16 protein-coding genes are annotated in these 14493 nt (G+C 59.8%); 9 read left to right on the top strand and 7 right to left on the bottom strand.

Going from position 1 to position 14493, the window contains the following annotated elements:
* The first annotated feature begins 29 nt into the window (after positions 1-29).
* Complete coding sequence (locus tag BN3544_RS02640; protein WP_019428620.1) at positions 30-575, top strand: FKBP-type peptidyl-prolyl cis-trans isomerase; 546 nt, start codon at positions 30-32, stop codon at positions 573-575.
* A gap of 104 nt (positions 576-679) precedes the next feature.
* Here the strand turns inward: BN3544_RS02640 and dut are convergent, their stop codons facing one another.
* Entirely contained in the window at positions 680-1129 is a 450-nt protein-coding gene (gene dut / locus BN3544_RS02635; protein WP_019428619.1) for a dUTP diphosphatase, read from the bottom strand.
* 64 nt (positions 1130-1193) lie between these two features.
* Complete coding sequence (coaBC, locus tag BN3544_RS02630; RefSeq protein ID WP_019428618.1) at positions 1194-2405, bottom strand: bifunctional phosphopantothenoylcysteine decarboxylase/phosphopantothenate--cysteine ligase CoaBC; 1212 nt, start codon at positions 2403-2405, stop codon at positions 1194-1196.
* A gap of 344 nt (positions 2406-2749) precedes the next feature.
* Between coaBC and BN3544_RS02625 the strand changes: the two genes are divergently transcribed.
* From BN3544_RS02625 to BN3544_RS02600, 6 genes are read left to right on the top strand one after another with little or no spacing between them, the layout of a single operon-like run.
* Entirely contained in the window at positions 2750-4396 is a 1647-nt protein-coding gene (locus BN3544_RS02625; protein WP_019428617.1) for a CTP synthase, read from the top strand.
* A 25-nt stretch (positions 4397-4421) separates the two neighbouring features.
* The gene (gene kdsA, locus BN3544_RS02620; protein ID WP_019428616.1) at positions 4422-5276 is read left to right on the top strand and encodes a 3-deoxy-8-phosphooctulonate synthase; all 855 of its coding nucleotides are present in this window, start codon (positions 4422-4424) and stop codon (positions 5274-5276) included.
* The gene (locus BN3544_RS02615; protein WP_019428615.1) at positions 5273-5560 is read left to right on the top strand and encodes a DUF1330 domain-containing protein; all 288 of its coding nucleotides are present in this window, start codon (positions 5273-5275) and stop codon (positions 5558-5560) included. Before kdsA ends, BN3544_RS02615 begins: the two co-directional genes overlap by 4 nt.
* Before the next feature lie 51 nt (positions 5561-5611).
* On the top strand, positions 5612-6898 hold the full coding sequence (gene eno / locus BN3544_RS02610) for a phosphopyruvate hydratase (protein ID WP_019428614.1): 1287 nt from the start codon (positions 5612-5614) through the stop codon (positions 6896-6898).
* 10 nt (positions 6899-6908) lie between these two features.
* Entirely contained in the window at positions 6909-7184 is a 276-nt protein-coding gene (locus BN3544_RS02605; protein WP_019428613.1) for a septum formation initiator family protein, read from the top strand.
* Positions 7185-7190: 6 nt separating this feature from the next.
* Positions 7191-7907 carry an AAA family ATPase gene (locus BN3544_RS02600; RefSeq protein WP_019428612.1) on the top strand — a complete coding sequence of 239 codons (717 nt, stop codon included), beginning with the start codon at positions 7191-7193 and terminating at the stop codon, positions 7905-7907.
* A 114-nt stretch (positions 7908-8021) separates the two neighbouring features.
* Here the strand turns inward: BN3544_RS02600 and BN3544_RS02595 are convergent, their stop codons facing one another.
* Both BN3544_RS02595 and BN3544_RS02590 read right to left on the bottom strand, forming a co-directional pair.
* Positions 8022-9008: an Hsp33 family molecular chaperone HslO gene (locus BN3544_RS02595; RefSeq protein WP_019428611.1), complete on the bottom strand. Its 987-nt coding sequence runs from the start codon at positions 9006-9008 to the stop codon at positions 8022-8024.
* Positions 9009-9076: 68 nt separating this feature from the next.
* A complete protein-coding gene (locus tag BN3544_RS02590; RefSeq protein WP_019428610.1) occupies positions 9077-9601 on the bottom strand; it encodes a gamma carbonic anhydrase family protein in 525 nt (174 codons plus the stop codon).
* An 86-nt stretch (positions 9602-9687) separates the two neighbouring features.
* On the opposite strand from BN3544_RS02590, the gene BN3544_RS02585 reads away from it, so the two are divergent.
* On the top strand, positions 9688-10464 hold the full coding sequence (locus BN3544_RS02585; RefSeq protein ID WP_197409898.1) for a ferritin-like domain-containing protein: 777 nt from the start codon (positions 9688-9690) through the stop codon (positions 10462-10464).
* 12 nt (positions 10465-10476) lie between these two features.
* Here BN3544_RS02585 and xerD read toward each other — a convergent pair whose 3' ends face one another.
* Positions 10477-11385, bottom strand: a complete 909-nt coding sequence (xerD, locus tag BN3544_RS02580; protein WP_019428608.1) for a site-specific tyrosine recombinase XerD — start codon at positions 11383-11385, stop codon at positions 10477-10479.
* Positions 11385-12359 (bottom strand): tripartite tricarboxylate transporter substrate binding protein BugE, encoded by a 975-nt coding sequence (locus BN3544_RS02575; RefSeq protein ID WP_019428607.1) that lies wholly within the window; start codon positions 12357-12359, stop codon positions 11385-11387. Before BN3544_RS02575 ends, xerD begins: the two co-directional genes overlap by 1 nt.
* 148 nt (positions 12360-12507) lie before the next feature.
* Here BN3544_RS02575 and BN3544_RS02570 point away from each other — a divergent pair, with 148 nt between their 5' ends.
* Complete coding sequence (locus tag BN3544_RS02570) at positions 12508-13413, top strand: AEC family transporter (RefSeq protein ID WP_019428606.1); 906 nt, start codon at positions 12508-12510, stop codon at positions 13411-13413.
* On the opposite strand, the gene queG is transcribed toward BN3544_RS02570, so the two are convergent.
* Positions 13335-14459: a tRNA epoxyqueuosine(34) reductase QueG gene (gene queG, locus BN3544_RS02565; protein WP_050999067.1), complete on the bottom strand. Its 1125-nt coding sequence runs from the start codon at positions 14457-14459 to the stop codon at positions 13335-13337. The two genes, BN3544_RS02570 and queG, sit on opposite strands and share 79 nt — an antisense overlap.
* Positions 14460-14493 lie beyond the last annotated feature (34 nt).

The raw sequence follows: 14493 nt of genomic DNA, 5'->3' as shown, positions 1-14493 counted from the left end.
AGTGGCCGCCAAACTGCGACAATTGTCCTATGGAAATCAAGACACCTTCTGTGGTCGCACTGACCTGGACACTCAAAGACACGCTGGGCGAAGTTCTGGACACGCTGGACGAACCCGTTGAATTTTTCATTGGCGGCAAAGACCTGCTGCCCAAAATCGAGGAAGCCCTGCAAGGCCACGAACGTGGTGCCAAGGTCGACTTGCACCTGGAGCCCGAAGACGCCTTTGGCGACTTTGATGAAAACCTGCTGTTTCTGGAGCCACTGGCGCTGTTCCCAGAAGGCCTGGAGCCCGGCCTGACGATAGAAGGCACGGCTTTGCCCGAAGGCTGCAACCCCGATGCGCCGCGCAACGCGCTGTACACCGTGACCGAGATTTACCCCGAGCATGTGGTGCTGGACGCCAACCACCCCTTGTCGGGCATTGCCTTGCGCTTGCACCTGAAAGTCGAATCGGTTCGCGAACCGACCGAAGCCGAAGTGGGCAATGGCAGCTGCGGCACAGGTTTCTTCAAAATTGAAGTGGGCGATGAAGGCGACATCCCATCCTCGTCCAACGGCCCGACATTCCACTGAGCTTGAAGTAGGTCAGTGCCAGCGGGTCAGCAACTTGGCACCGACATGCGCCCAACCTAAAACCACATCTGTCAGCGCCGAAGCCATCGACCGCGAGCTGCGGTTTATTTTTTACCCGTTGAGCCGTAACCGCCTTCACCGCGTTCGCTGGCTGCGTCGAACTCGGTGACCACATTGAACGTAGCCTGAACGACAGGCACGATCACCATTTGGGCAATGCGCTCCATAGGTTCAATCGTGAACGCCACGTCGCTGCGGTTCCAGGCACTGACCATCAGCTGGCCCTGGTAATCGCTGTCGATCAAGCCCACCAAATTGCCCAATACGATGCCGTGCTTATGGCCCAAGCCAGAGCGCGGCAACAACATGGCCGCATAACCGGGGTCTTTCAGGTGCACGGCAATGCCTGTGGGCACCAACTGCCAAGCATTGGGCTGCAATGTCAAAGGCGCATCCAGGCAAGCACGCAAATCCAGACCGGCGCTGCCGGGTGTGGCGTAAACAGGCAGTTGTTCGGTCATGCGGACGTCGATGATTTTGAGATCAATGTTCATGAAAACTCCAGGGTTTGAAGAAAGGCCGTGGGCACCATGCGGCCACACGAGCCCCGAAATGGCATCAGCCTAAACGGCGTGCAATGTCGGCGATGAGGTCCACCGCCAGCGACTGTTTAGTGGCGTGCGGCAGTTCTCGCGCACCGGCCTCGTCGACCAGAAGCAAGGCGTTGTCATCCTGGCCAAAGGTGGCCGGCCCGATATTGCCCACCAACAAGGGCACACCTTTGCGGATGCGTTTGGCGGTGGCGTGGGCCAGCAAGTCGTGGCTTTCGGCCGCAAAACCGACACAAAAAAGCGCACCAGAAAGAGCTCGCGGTGACTGCGCGATCGTGGCCAGAATGTCCGGGTTTTCGACAAAGCTCAGCTCAGGTGTTTGGCCTGAACCATCTTTTTTGATTTTTTGCTCAGCCGAAGTCGCTGGACGCCAATCGGCCACAGCGGCCGTTGAGATAAACACCTGCGCCGCGCCCACATGCTGCATCACAGCGTCCAGCATCTGGCGAGCCGACTGCACTTTCACACGCTGAACGCCTCTGGGCGTGGGCAAATGCACAGGCCCCGCAACGAGTGTCACCTGGGCACCCGCCCTGCGCGCCGCACAGGCAATGGCGAAACCCATCTTGCCACTCGACAAATTGGTAATGCCGCGCACCGGGTCGATGGCTTCGTAAGTAGGCCCGGCCGTGACCAGCAGGGCCTTGCCTGCCAGCACCTTGGGCGTGAAAAAAGTTTCCAGATCTTCCAGAATTTCATCGGCCTCAAGCATGCGGCCATCGCCGGTCTCACCGCAGGCTTGGTCGCCCTGCCCTACGTCAAGCACATGAACGCCATCGGCTCTGAGTTGCGCCACATTGCGCTGCGTCGCGGGGTTGGACCACATTTCACGGTTCATGGCTGGGGCCACGATCAGCGGCACCTTGTCCAGCGGACGGGCCAGGCACATCAGGCTGAGCAGTTCATCGGCGCCGCCATGCAGCAGTTTGGACATGAAATCGGCGCTGGCCGGAGCCACAAGAATGGCGTCGGCTTCGCGGCTCAGGTTGATGTGGGCCATGTTGTTGGCTTCGCGCGGGTCCCACTGCGAGGTGTAGACCGGCCGACCGGACAGGGCCTGCATGGTGACGGCCGTCATGAATTGCTCAGCCGCCTCGGTCATGACGACTTGCACCGTGACCCCGGCCTTGACCAAAGCCCGGCAGAGCTCCGCAGATTTGAATGCGGCAATGCCACCCGACAAACCCAAAACGATGTGTTTTCCAGCCAATATGCTCATGCCGAGGAATGTAGCAGAGAGCAACGCGCCCAATGATGCGCTGTGGCAGGCGGCCCCTGCGGCCGAACAGGTGCTGTGGCACATCCAGCATTCGCGAGCGGGGGCTCGCTCCCACAAAAATACATACACAGCTCAGCGCCGGTGTCAGGGCTGGCTGGATCGGGCGATTTGGCGAGCGAAGCGAGTATGAGCCCGACCGACCAGCCCTGACATCGGGGCGAAAAACGACTGCAGACCCGGCGCGCAAACCCACAAGAATCGACTGATGACCGAAAAAACCCCGAACTCGACTGTCTATAATCACGATTTCCACCTTCCGGGAGCGCCAAGCTCCCGTCTTGGACATGACCAAATTCGTCTTCGTCACCGGCGGTGTGGTGTCTTCCCTGGGCAAGGGAATCGCCTCCGCATCGCTCGCCGCCATCCTTGAATCGCGCGGCCTCTCTGTCACCCTCATCAAACTCGATCCCTACCTCAACGTCGATCCTGGCACCATGTCGCCCATTCAGCATGGCGAAGTGTTTGTCACCGACGACGGCGCTGAAACCGACCTCGATCTGGGTCACTACGAGCGCTTCATCAACACCCGAATGAAGAAGGCCAACAACTTCACCACCGGCCAGATCTACAAAAGCGTGCTCGAAAAAGAGCGCCGTGGTGACTACTTGGGCAAGACCGTGCAGGTCATTCCCCACGTCACCAACGAAATCCAAGACTTCGTCAAGCGCGGCGCGGGTTATGGAACGCCCGAAGCCGTGGACGTGGCCATCGTCGAAATCGGCGGCACCGTGGGCGACATCGAATCATTGCCTTTCTTGGAAGCCGTGCGCCAACTCAGCTTGCGCCTAGGGCCCAACAATGCAGCTTTTGTGCATTTGACTTATGTGCCCTGGATTGCGGCTGCGGGCGAACTCAAAACCAAGCCGACCCAACACACAGTGCAGAAACTGCGCGAAATTGGCATCCAGCCCGACGCACTGCTTTGCCGCGCTGACCGCACCATTCCCGACGACGAGCGCGACAAAATTTCGCTGTTTACCAACGTGCAAAGCTGGGGCGTGATCTCCATGCCCGACGTGGACACCATCTACAAAGTGCCGCGTGTGCTGCACGAGCAAGGTCTGGACGGTCTGATCTGCGACAAGCTGCGCCTGAACACGCCACCGGCCAGCCTCAAGCGCTGGGACGATCTGGTTTACGAAACCGAACACCCTCAAGGCGAAGTCACGATCGCCATGGTCGGCAAATACGTCGAACTGTCTGACAGCTACAAATCGGTCAACGAAGCGCTGCGCCATGCCGGCATGCGCAACCATGTGCGCGTCAAGATCGAACACATCGACTCCGAAACCATCAACCCCGAAACCGTGGCCAGCCTGGCCCACTTCGACGGCGTGCTGGTGCCCGGTGGCTTTGGCAAACGTGGCGTCGAAGGCAAGATCGAAACCGCCCAATTTGCCCGCACCCACAAAGTGCCTTACCTGGGCATTTGCCTGGGCATGCAGGTGGCGACTATCGAATATGCCCGCCATATGGCCGGCATGACGGGCGCCAACAGCACCGAGTTCGAGCCCGAGACGCCCTTTCCCGTGATCGCGCTGATCAACGAATGGAAAGACGCCGATGGTTCCATCCAAGTGCGCGATGCCAACTCCGACTTGGGCGGCACCATGCGCTTGGGCGCGCAAAGCTCCGACGTGGCCAAGGGCACGCTGGCCCACCAGATTTACGGCGATGTGGTCACCGAGCGCCACCGCCACCGCTACGAAGCCAACGTGAATTACCTGGACGATCTGCGCAAAGCCGGCCTGGTGATCTCGGCTTTGACCCAACGCGAACAGCTGACAGAAATCGTCGAACTGCCGCAAACCGTTCACCCTTGGTATGTGGGCGTGCAATTTCACCCCGAATTCAAATCAACGCCCTGGGATGGCCACCCTCTGTTCAACGCCTTCGTGAAGGCTGCGATCGTTCACAAGGCTGCGGCCTGAAACCACTTCACAGACTGACCCAGCCATGAAACTTTGCGGATTTGACGTTGGCCTGAACCAACCCTTCTTCCTGATCGCAGGCACCTGCTCCATTGAGGGGCTGGAAATGTCGCTGGAAGTGGCAGGCCAGTTAAAAGAAATCTGCACGGCGCTGGGCATCCCGCTGATCTACAAAGGCTCGTTCGACAAAGCCAACCGCTCGTCGGGCAGCACCCAGCGCGGTGTGGGCATCGATGCGGGCCTGAAGATTTTGGACGAAGTGCGCCGCCAGATCGGTGTGCCGATCCTGACCGACGTTCACGACGAGTCGCAGGTCAAGACGGTGGCCAGCGTGGTCGACGTATTGCAGACCCCGGCCTTTTTGTGCCGCCAAACCGATTTCATCCGGGCCGTGGCCCAGTCGGGCAAGCCCGTCAACATCAAGAAGGGCCAATTTTTGGCCCCTTGGGACATGAAAAACGTCATCGACAAGGCCCGCACCGCTGCGCGTGAAGCGGGCCTGCCGGAAGACCAGTTTTTGGCCTGCGAGCGCGGCGTGAGTTTTGGCTACAACAACCTGGTGGCCGACATGACCAGCCTGGCCGAGATGCGAAAAACCGGTGCTCCGGTGGTGTTTGACGTGACCCATTCGGTGCAAAAGCCCGGCGGCCAGGGCACCAGCAGTGGTGGTGCTCGCGAGATGGTGCCGGTACTGGCCCGCGCAGGCGTGGCCGCAGGGGTGGCAGGTCTCTTCATGGAAACCCACCCCAAACCTGCTGACGCTTGGTCCGATGGCCCGAATGCGGTGCCGCTGGGCAAGATGAAGGCCTTGCTAGAGACCTTGGTGCAGCTCGATTCCGTCACCAAAAAGAACCCGTTTTTAGAGGACGATTTCGCATGAGCGGCTTTATCATCGCTCATGTTCAGGTGACCAATGCTGTTCAATACGAAGAGTACAAAAAGTGGTCCACCGCGGCCATGCAAACCGCAGGCGCCGAAGTGTGCGTGCGCGGTGGTCAAGTGCAAGTGCTCGAAGGCGACTGGACACCCGAACGGATCGTGATTTTGAAGTTTCCTTCATTCGAAGCCGCCAAAGCGTTTTACGAATTACCCGAATACCTGAAAGCCCGTGAAGCCCGCGCTGGTGCCGCCGTCATGCGCATGGTGGCCGTTGAAGGCCTTTGACCCGTTTTGCTTTTAAAACCCGTTTTATTTTTCAATTGAGAGAGTTCAAAAATGAGTGCAATCGTTGATATCGTCGGCCGTGAAATCCTCGACAGCCGTGGCAACCCCACTGTCGAATGCGATGTGCTGCTGGAGTCTGGTGTTATGGGCCGCGCCGCTGTGCCGTCCGGCGCATCGACCGGCAGCCGCGAAGCCATCGAACTGCGTGACGGCGACAAAAGCCGTTACCTGGGCAAAGGCGTGCTCAAGGCCGTCGAGCACATCAACACCGAAATCTCTGAAGCCGTGCTGGGCCTCGATGCCTCCGAGCAGGCCTTTTTGGACCGTACCCTGATCGACCTGGACGGCACCGACAACAAGAGCCGTCTGGGTGCCAACGCCATGTTGGCCGTGTCCATGGCCGTGGCCCGCGCCGCTGCCGAAGAATCTGGCCTGCCGCTGTACCGCTACTTTGGCGGCATGAATGGCAACCAGTTGCCCGTGCCCATGATGAATGTCATCAATGGCGGCGCGCATGCCAATAACAACCTGGACTTGCAAGAGTTCATGATCATCCCCGTGGGCGCCCCCTCGTTCCGCGAAGCCGTGCGCTGGGGTGCCGAAGTGTTCCACGCCCTGAAGAAAATCATCCACGACAAGGGCATGAGCATTGCCGTGGGCGACGAGGGCGGTTTTGCCCCCAACGTCGACAGCCACGAAGCGGCCATCCAAATGGTGCTCGATGCGATTGCTGCAGCGGGTTACACCGCCGGCGAGCAAATTGCCATTGGTCTCGATTGCGCGGCCAGCGAGTTTTACAAAGACGGCAAGTACGTGTTGGCCGGTGAGGGCGGCATCAGCCTGACGTCTGAGCAGTGGACCGACATGTTGGCTACCTGGTGCGACAAGTACCCGATCATCAGCATCGAAGACGGCATGGCCGAAAACGACTGGGACGGCTGGAAAGTGCTGACCGACCGCTTGGCCAAGAACGTGCAAATTGTGGGTGACGACCTGTTCGTGACCAACACCAAGATCTTCAAAGAAGGCATCGACAAAGGCATCGCCAACTCGATCCTGATCAAGATCAACCAGATCGGCACCCTGACTGAAACCTTCGAAGCCATCGAAATGGCCAAGCGTGCGGGTTACACCGCCGTGATCTCGCACCGCTCTGGTGAGACCGAAGACAGCACCATCGCCGACATCGCCGTGGGCTTGAATGCCGGTCAGATCAAGACGGGCTCCATGAGCCGTTCGGACCGCATGGCCAAGTACAACCAACTGCTTCGCATCGAAGAAGACTTGGGCGAAGTCGCGGTGTATCCAGGCCGCAGCGCGTTTTACAACCTGCGCTAAATAGCCAACCATGGGCAACCGCCTCGTTCCGATCGTGCTGATTGCCTTGCTGGCGATCGTGCAGGCCCAACTCTGGTTGGGCCGAGGTGGTGTGCCCAAGGTGGCCGAGTTGGAGCGGGAGCTGCAGCAACAAAAAGTGGCCAACGAAGAGGCCAGTCGCAAAATCGAACAGCTCAGCGCCGAGGTCAACGACCTCAAGGAAGGTCTGAACATGGTGGAAGAGCGCGCGCGGCATGAGTTGGGCATGGTCAAGCCCAATGAAATTTACGTACAAATTGCCAAATAAGGCCGCATGAAGCGGGTGAAACGCATTGCCGTTTTGGGTGCTGAATGCACAGGTAAATCGTGGTTGACCCATGCGCTGACCCAAGTGCTGCAAATGCGTGGACACACCGTCACAAGTGGCCACGACGTGCTGGCCAGCTTAAATGAGCGTCACGATCATGGTGTTTGGCCAATCGAGCCCCCTGTACGCGGGGTGCATGCACCCACACGGACCATCGAGAACACCTCACAGCGTTGGTTGATTTCAGACACGCCCCCGATCATGGCGGTGGCGGCCTGCGACAGCGCCGTGCGCCAAAACCCCGACCTTTCCCGCATTGCCTTGGCCCACGCGGCACAGTTCGACACCACTTTGCTCATGGGCCTCGATGGGCCGAGGGTGGACAATGGCTTGACATCGCAAAGCCCCCTCTTTCGCGGCCAGGTCGACACCCGGCTCAGGCAAGCCCTGCATCAGGCAGGCATCGCTTACCAAGTGGTTTACGGGCAAGGGCAGCAGCGCCTGAACAATGCGTTGCTGGCTCTGGGCCTGCCAGGGGAGGATCTTGAGGCCCAGGCGCTGCGTGAGCAGTCGCAATTTGCCATCAACCAGGGCCGCACGGTGTGGCAATGCAACGAGTGCAGCGACCCGGACTGCGAGCACAAGTTGTTTACCGGGCTGCTGGCCAAGCGCCAAGACAGTCAGTCATCACGGCGCAAGTCCAAGCCATTTCAGGGGCAATAGCTCAGCCATGCACCCCGGCGCAGGCTGGGCGTTCACGCTAGCTCGCTGGCTGCACAGACCTCGCATGTGCGAGCGAAGCGATGAGGCGCTGACAAGGGCGCTGCGCCGTTGCGCTCAGTGCACCGAGCCGCCTGGCGCATCCGCTGGCAAACCCGTGAACAAGCCAGCGGCGTCCACCGGGTCAAAGCGGTATTGAGCGCCGCAAAAATCGCAGCCCACTTCCACCTGCCCTTGCTCGGCGATGATGCCCTCGACCTCTTCGGTGCCCAAGCTGCGGATCATGTGGCCCACGCGCTCGCGGTTGCAGCGGCACGCAAAACGCGGGCCGGTCTCCCCTATGAGGGGTTCAAAGCGGGCCAGCGGCTCTTCCCAATACAAGCGGTGCAAGATGGTTTCGGCATCCAAGCCCAGCAGTTCTTCGCGCTTGAGGCTTTTGGTCAAGATGGCGATGCGGCTGAAGTCTTCGCTTTGGCCCAACACCGACTCGCGCATGAGCGAATCGACCTGCCCGGCCAAATTGCCCTCGCCCTCAATGGGCAAACGCTGAATCAGCAAACCTGCGGCGACTTTGTCGTCGGCGGCCAGCACCAGCACCGTGTCCAATTGCTCGGACTGCAGCATGTAATGCTCCAGCACCTCGCTAATGTTCTCGAGCTTTTCGCCTTGGTCACCAAACAAGGGCACCACGCCCTGATAGGGTTGTTGGCCCGGCAAACGGTCCAGCGGGTCCAGCGTGATCGCGCAGCGGCCTTCGTTGTTCACGTTGACCATCTGGCTCAAGGTGGCGTTGTCGGCCACATCGCCCACTTGGGTGCAGGTGGCCCGCAGGCTCAGATCGGGTTGAACCTCCACCACGCCCAACTTGACCGGGCCATCGCCAAAAATCTGCAACACCAATGCGCCGTTGAACTTGATGTTGCCCTGCATCAGCACGCCCGCAGCGGCCATCTCGCCCAGCAACTGGCGCACGGGGGCCGGGTAAGCGCCCGTCTCGGAATTGGCGGCGCGACGCGCCAAAATGTCTTGCCAGGCATCGGTCAGGCGCACCAACATGCCACGAACGGGCAGGCCTTCAAAAATGAATTTATGGAGTTCGGACAAAGTTCAATCAACGGCCATGTGGGGCCGATCCTCAAAAGTGAAACAGGGGAATGCTGGGCGTCAAAAGATCAAGCTATTTTTTTCAGGCCCGCCTTGAAGCGACGCGCATTGTCCACGTAATGACGGGCACTTTGGCGCAGACCTTCGATTTGCTCAGGGCTCAATTCGCGCACCACCTTGGCGGGCGTGCCCATGATCATCGAGCCATCGGGAAACTCTTTGCCCTCGGTCACCAAGGAGCCGGCACCCACCAGGCAGTTTTTGCCAATCTTGGCGCCGTTTAGCACCACCGCGCCAATGCCAATCAGCGACTCGTCGCCGATGGTGCAGCCGTGCAGCATGACCATGTGGCCGACCGTGACATGCTTGCCCACCGTCAGGGGTTTGCCATGGTCTGCGTGCATCACACTGCCGTCTTGGATGTTGCTGCCCTCACCGATGGTGATGGTTTCGGTGTCACCCCGAACAGTCACGCCAAACCAGACACTGGCATCGGCTGCAATCTTGACCGCGCCCATGACTTGTGCGTTGTGGGCCACCCATGCGGAGTCGGCCACATCGGGGGTGTGGGCATCAAGTTGGTAAATGGCCATGAAGCGCTCCTGTCGGGCTGAATGTCTGAAAACCTACAATTGTAGGGATGTCCATGCCAGACCGAGGCACCCGATCGAAGATGACCATGCACACTTTGCGCACCGCTGCCCTAGGGCCTTGGGCCCAGGCCCATCCCGTTTTGAAGGCCCAAGCCACTTTGGCGCTGGACCTGTGCCTGCCCGTGAACCCTGAGCAAATCCTGCAAGCGCCCAGTGCGGGCCCCGGCCGATCGGCAAAACCCGTCTTGGTGCCGCACACCCAACTCAAAGCCAAATCGATGGCCACCACCGAAGGACGGGCCATGCTGGTCCACTCGATCGCCCACATTGAACTGAACGCCATTGACTTGGCCCTCGATGTGGTCTGGCGCTTTGCAGGCATGCCTGAGGCCTTCTACACCGACTGGGTGCGCATTGCCCAAGAAGAAGCCAAGCATTTCACCTTGCTGCGCGAACACCTGTTGACCATGGGCTTTGACTACGGTGATTTTCCGGCCCACAACACGCTGTGGGACATGGCCGAGCGCACCCAAGGCGATTTGCTTGCGCGCATCGGCATCGTGCCGCGCACCATGGAAGCGCGTGGCCTGGACGCATCACCGGGGGTGAAAAACAAGCTGATCAGCGTGGGCGACCACCGGGCCGGTGAGATATTGGACATCATCTTGGCCGAAGAAATCGGCCATGTGGCCGCTGGCAACCGCTGGTACCGTTATCTTTGTGGGCGGCGAGGCCTGGACCCTGTGAGCACCTATGCCGCGCTGATCGCGCAATACGACGCGCCCAAACTGCGCCCGCCGTTCAACATGGCAGCACGCCGTCTGGCGGGTTTTGAAGAGGCCGAGCTGGCGGCGCTGAGCTGAGCTCAGTGGGTCTTATCCCCTGGGGTGGTGCTGGGCGTGCAGCGTCTTCAGTCGCTCGCGTGCCACATGGGTGTAAATGGTGGTGGTCGAAATATCGGCATGACCCAGCAACATCTGGACTGCCCGCAAATCGGCCCCGTGATTGAGCAAATGGGTGGCAAAAGCATGGCGCAATGTGTGGGGCGACAGCGGTGCGGTGATACCCGCCTCGATGGCATAACGCTTGACCAAGCTCCAGAACATGACTCGCGACATGGCAGTGCCGGGTTTGGGGCCACTGCGGGTGACAAACAGGTCTTCGGTCTGGCGCTTCCCCAGCAAGACGGGCCTGGCTTGGGCCATATAACGCTGCAGCCACTCACGGGCCTCTTCGCCAAAGGGCACCAAACGCTCTTTGCTGCCCTTTCCCATGATGCGAAGTACCCCTTCGTTGAGGGAAACATGCAGGGTTTTGAGGCTCACCAGCTCGGTGACCCGCAAACCGCTGGCGTACATCAGCTCCAACATAGCGCGATCGCGCAACCCCAGCTCGGTGCCCACATCGGGTGCACGCAACAAGGCATCGACTTGCGCTTCGCCCAGGGTTTTGGGCACGCGCAAGGCTTGTTTGGCCGCGAGCAAGCGCAGCGTCGGGTCGGCTTGCACCAACCGTTCGCGCAAGGCCCAGCGAAAAAACCGCTTGAACACCGTGAGCCTGCGGTTGGCCGATGTGGCCTTGGTCTCGTCATGCCGCTCGGCAAAATAAGACTGCAAGTGCTGTTCTTGTGTGGCGTCCAGCGCCAGCCGGTGCGTCAAAAACAGCCATGTGGCGAAATGCAACAAGTCCAGACGGTAGGCTGCCAAGGTGTTGGCAGCCAGCCCGTCTTCCAGCCAGAGAGCCTCGACAAAGCGGTCGACAGTCGTCTGGCTGGCCTCGTGCATCAGTCGAGCTTGAGGTTTTGCTGGTCAACCACCTTTTTGTAAACCTCGAACTCGGCCTTGATTTGAACGGCGAACTCTTCAGGGGTATTGGCCACCACCAAGGAACCCGTGTCTTGAATGCGCTTGGTCACAGCCGGGTCTTGCAGGGCTTTTTTCACACCGTTGCTGATCTTGTCGACCACGTCTTTGGGCAAGTTCTTAGGGCCCAGAATGCCGTAATAAGCCATGCGGTTGACGGGCTCCAGGCCCACTTCCTTGAAAGTCGGCACATTGGGCAGTTGCGGCAGGCGTTGGGGTGCAGCCACCACAATCGCGACCAGCTTGCCCGACTGGATGAATGGCAAGGCCGAGGGCATGTTGTCAAAAATGATGGGGACCTGACCGGCTACCGTGTCGTTCAATGCCGGGCCGGCACCCCGGTAAGGAATGTGGGTAATGAAGACGCCCGCCAAGCTCTTCCACAGTTCGGTTTGCAGGTGGCCAATGCCGCCAGTGCCCGATGAGGCATAAGAGTATTTGCCCGGGTTTTTCTTCAACTCGGCGATGAACCCTTTGTAATCTTTGGCCGGAAAACTCGGATGCACCGCGATCACATTGGGGGTGGCCGCGATGTTGATGATGGGTGTGAAATCGGTGATGGGGTTGTACGGAATTTTGGGGTTGATGGCGGGATTGGCCGCGGTCGTGGACACCGTGGCCATGCCCAAGTTGTAGCCATCGGGGACCGCACGCATGGTTTCAGTGGCGCCGACTACACCGCCGCCGCCGGCTTTGTTCTCGACAATCACGCTCTGGCCCAGCGCCTTGCCCAAAGGCTCGGAGATGACACGCGCCACGATGTCAGTGGTGCCACCGGGTGCAAAAGGCACTTGCAACTTGATCACCTTGTTGGGGTAAGCCTGCGCCCACACCGAACCACTGGCCAACACGGTGGCAGCCAAACCGGCCACAGAAATCCAATCGCGACGCTTCATTCGATAACTCCTTAAAAGAACACACACATGATAGGCAAAAAATGCAGGCTCCTGCGAGGGGGGAAACCCATAAAACCTTGAGAAAAACATGCGCCTCAGGTGACAAGTTCACGCCCGAGCGCCCACAAGGCTCGGTTATCCTAGCCGTGTGAACTTTGCTCAACTGCTCTTCCCTGATTTTTCCCTGATTTTGTGCGGCTATCTGATTTGTCGCTTCACCGCACTGAACCGCCCCGTTTGGCAACAAGTGGAGACTTTGGTTTATTTCTTTCTTTTTCCGGTGTTGTTGTTTCACTCGATTGTGAAAAGCCCGCTCGACCTGAATGCAGCGTCCAGCCTGATCGGAGCAGGCCTGAGCTTGGGGGTTTGCGCCATTGCCCTGTCGTACAGCTTGCCCTATTGGCCCATTCTGGGCAAACGGCTGGACCGACGCGACCACGCGGCCAGCGCCCAAGTGGGCTTTCGCTTCAATTCCTTCATCGCATTGGCGCTGGCCGAACGACTCGCAGGCCCAGAGGGCTTGCTGATGATTTCGGTGTTGATCGGCGTGTGCGTGCCGCTGTTCAACATCGGCGCGGTCTGGCCCATGGCCCGGCATGCCAACACCGGTTTTTTGCGCGAACTGGTGCGCAACCCGCTGATCATTGCCACCGGCTCTGGCCTGATCGCCAACTTGCTGGGGTTTCGCATTCCGCTTTGGCTGGACCCTAGCATCAGCCGCATCGGGGCCGCCTCTTTGGCCTTGGGTTTGATGGCTGCGGGCGCGGGCATGCAACTGGGCACCCTGCGCCAAGGCAAGCTGCTGGGCATGAGCGTCTTGATGGTCAAGCACCTGCTGCTGCCCTTGATCGCGCTGGGCATGGCCCACCTGTTTCAGCTCAACCCGGTACAAACCACCGCCTTGCTGGCGTTTTCGGCTTTGCCCACGGCATCCACTTGCTACGTGCTGGCCGCCCGCATGGGCTACAACGGCCCCTATGTGGCGGGCTTGGTCACGCTGTCAACCTTGTCAGGGATGTGGAGCTTGCCGTTTGCACTGGGCGTGCTGCGCTGATTGGCGAGCGACCACGCCACCTGTTCTTGCACCACCGGATCAGGGTGTGCAGCATGCGCCATCAGCGCCTGCTGCAAAGTTCGGCGTTCTGAGGCGGCAAGGGCCTCCATCGACAAGGCATTCCCCGCCGCCAATGCCAGATTGCGCAGCCAGCGGGCATGGCCTATGCGGCGGATGGCGCTGCCTTCGGTGCGGCGCAAAAATTCAGTTTCTGTCCAGGCCATCAACTGCACGATGCTGCCAGCCCCCAAACCTTCGCGAGCCTGCCAATCGGACAATGGGCTGACTTGCGCGAACTTGTTCCACGGGCACGCCAGCTGGCAGTCGTCGCAGCCATAAATGCGGTTGCCAATCAGCGGACGCAAAGCCTCGTCAATCGGCCCCGCGTGTTCGATCGTCAAATACGAAATGCAGCGCCGGGCATCCAAACGGTAGGGGCCCACAATGGCCTGTGTGGGGCACACGTCCATGCAGGCGGTGCAGTGACCACAATGCGCCGACACGGGGGGTGTTTCGGGCAAGGCAAAGTCCACAAACAATTCGCCCAGAAAAAACATCGACCCGGCTTCACGACTCAGCACCAAGGTGTGTTTGCCGCGCCAGCCCAGCCCGCTGCGGGTGGCCAGTTCGGCCTCCATCACCGGGGCCGAGTCGGTGAACACGCGGTGCCCAAACGGGCCGATGGCTTGCGCGATGCGCTCTTGCAGTTTTTGCAAACGGCTGCGCAAAACCTTGTGATAGTCACGCCCCCGGGCATACACCGACACCACCGCCTCACCCGGCTGCAAGCTGCGGGCGGTTTCGCGGGCCAGCCAGTCGGGCGGCGTGTCCTGCGGCAAATAATCCATGCGCGCTGTAATGACACTCACCGTGCCCGGCTGCAGCTCGGCAGGCCGCGCGCGCTTCATGCCATGACTGGCCATATAGCCCATGCTGCCGTGAAACCCAGCGGCCAGCCAGGCCTGCAATCCGGGCTCGGCCGAGGTCAAATCGACGCCCGTCACGCCAATTTGGGACAATCCGAGTTCACACGCCCAGATCTGAATCTGGGGCCACAGTTCAAGAAGGTCGATTTGAGTA

The organism is Limnohabitans sp. Rim47 (genome assembly GCF_001517545.1).
Taxonomy (GTDB): Bacteria; Pseudomonadota; Gammaproteobacteria; order Burkholderiales; family Burkholderiaceae_C; genus Limnohabitans_A.
The sequence above is the reverse complement of the archived record's forward strand: the minus strand, read 5'-3'. Positions and strand labels throughout refer to the sequence as shown.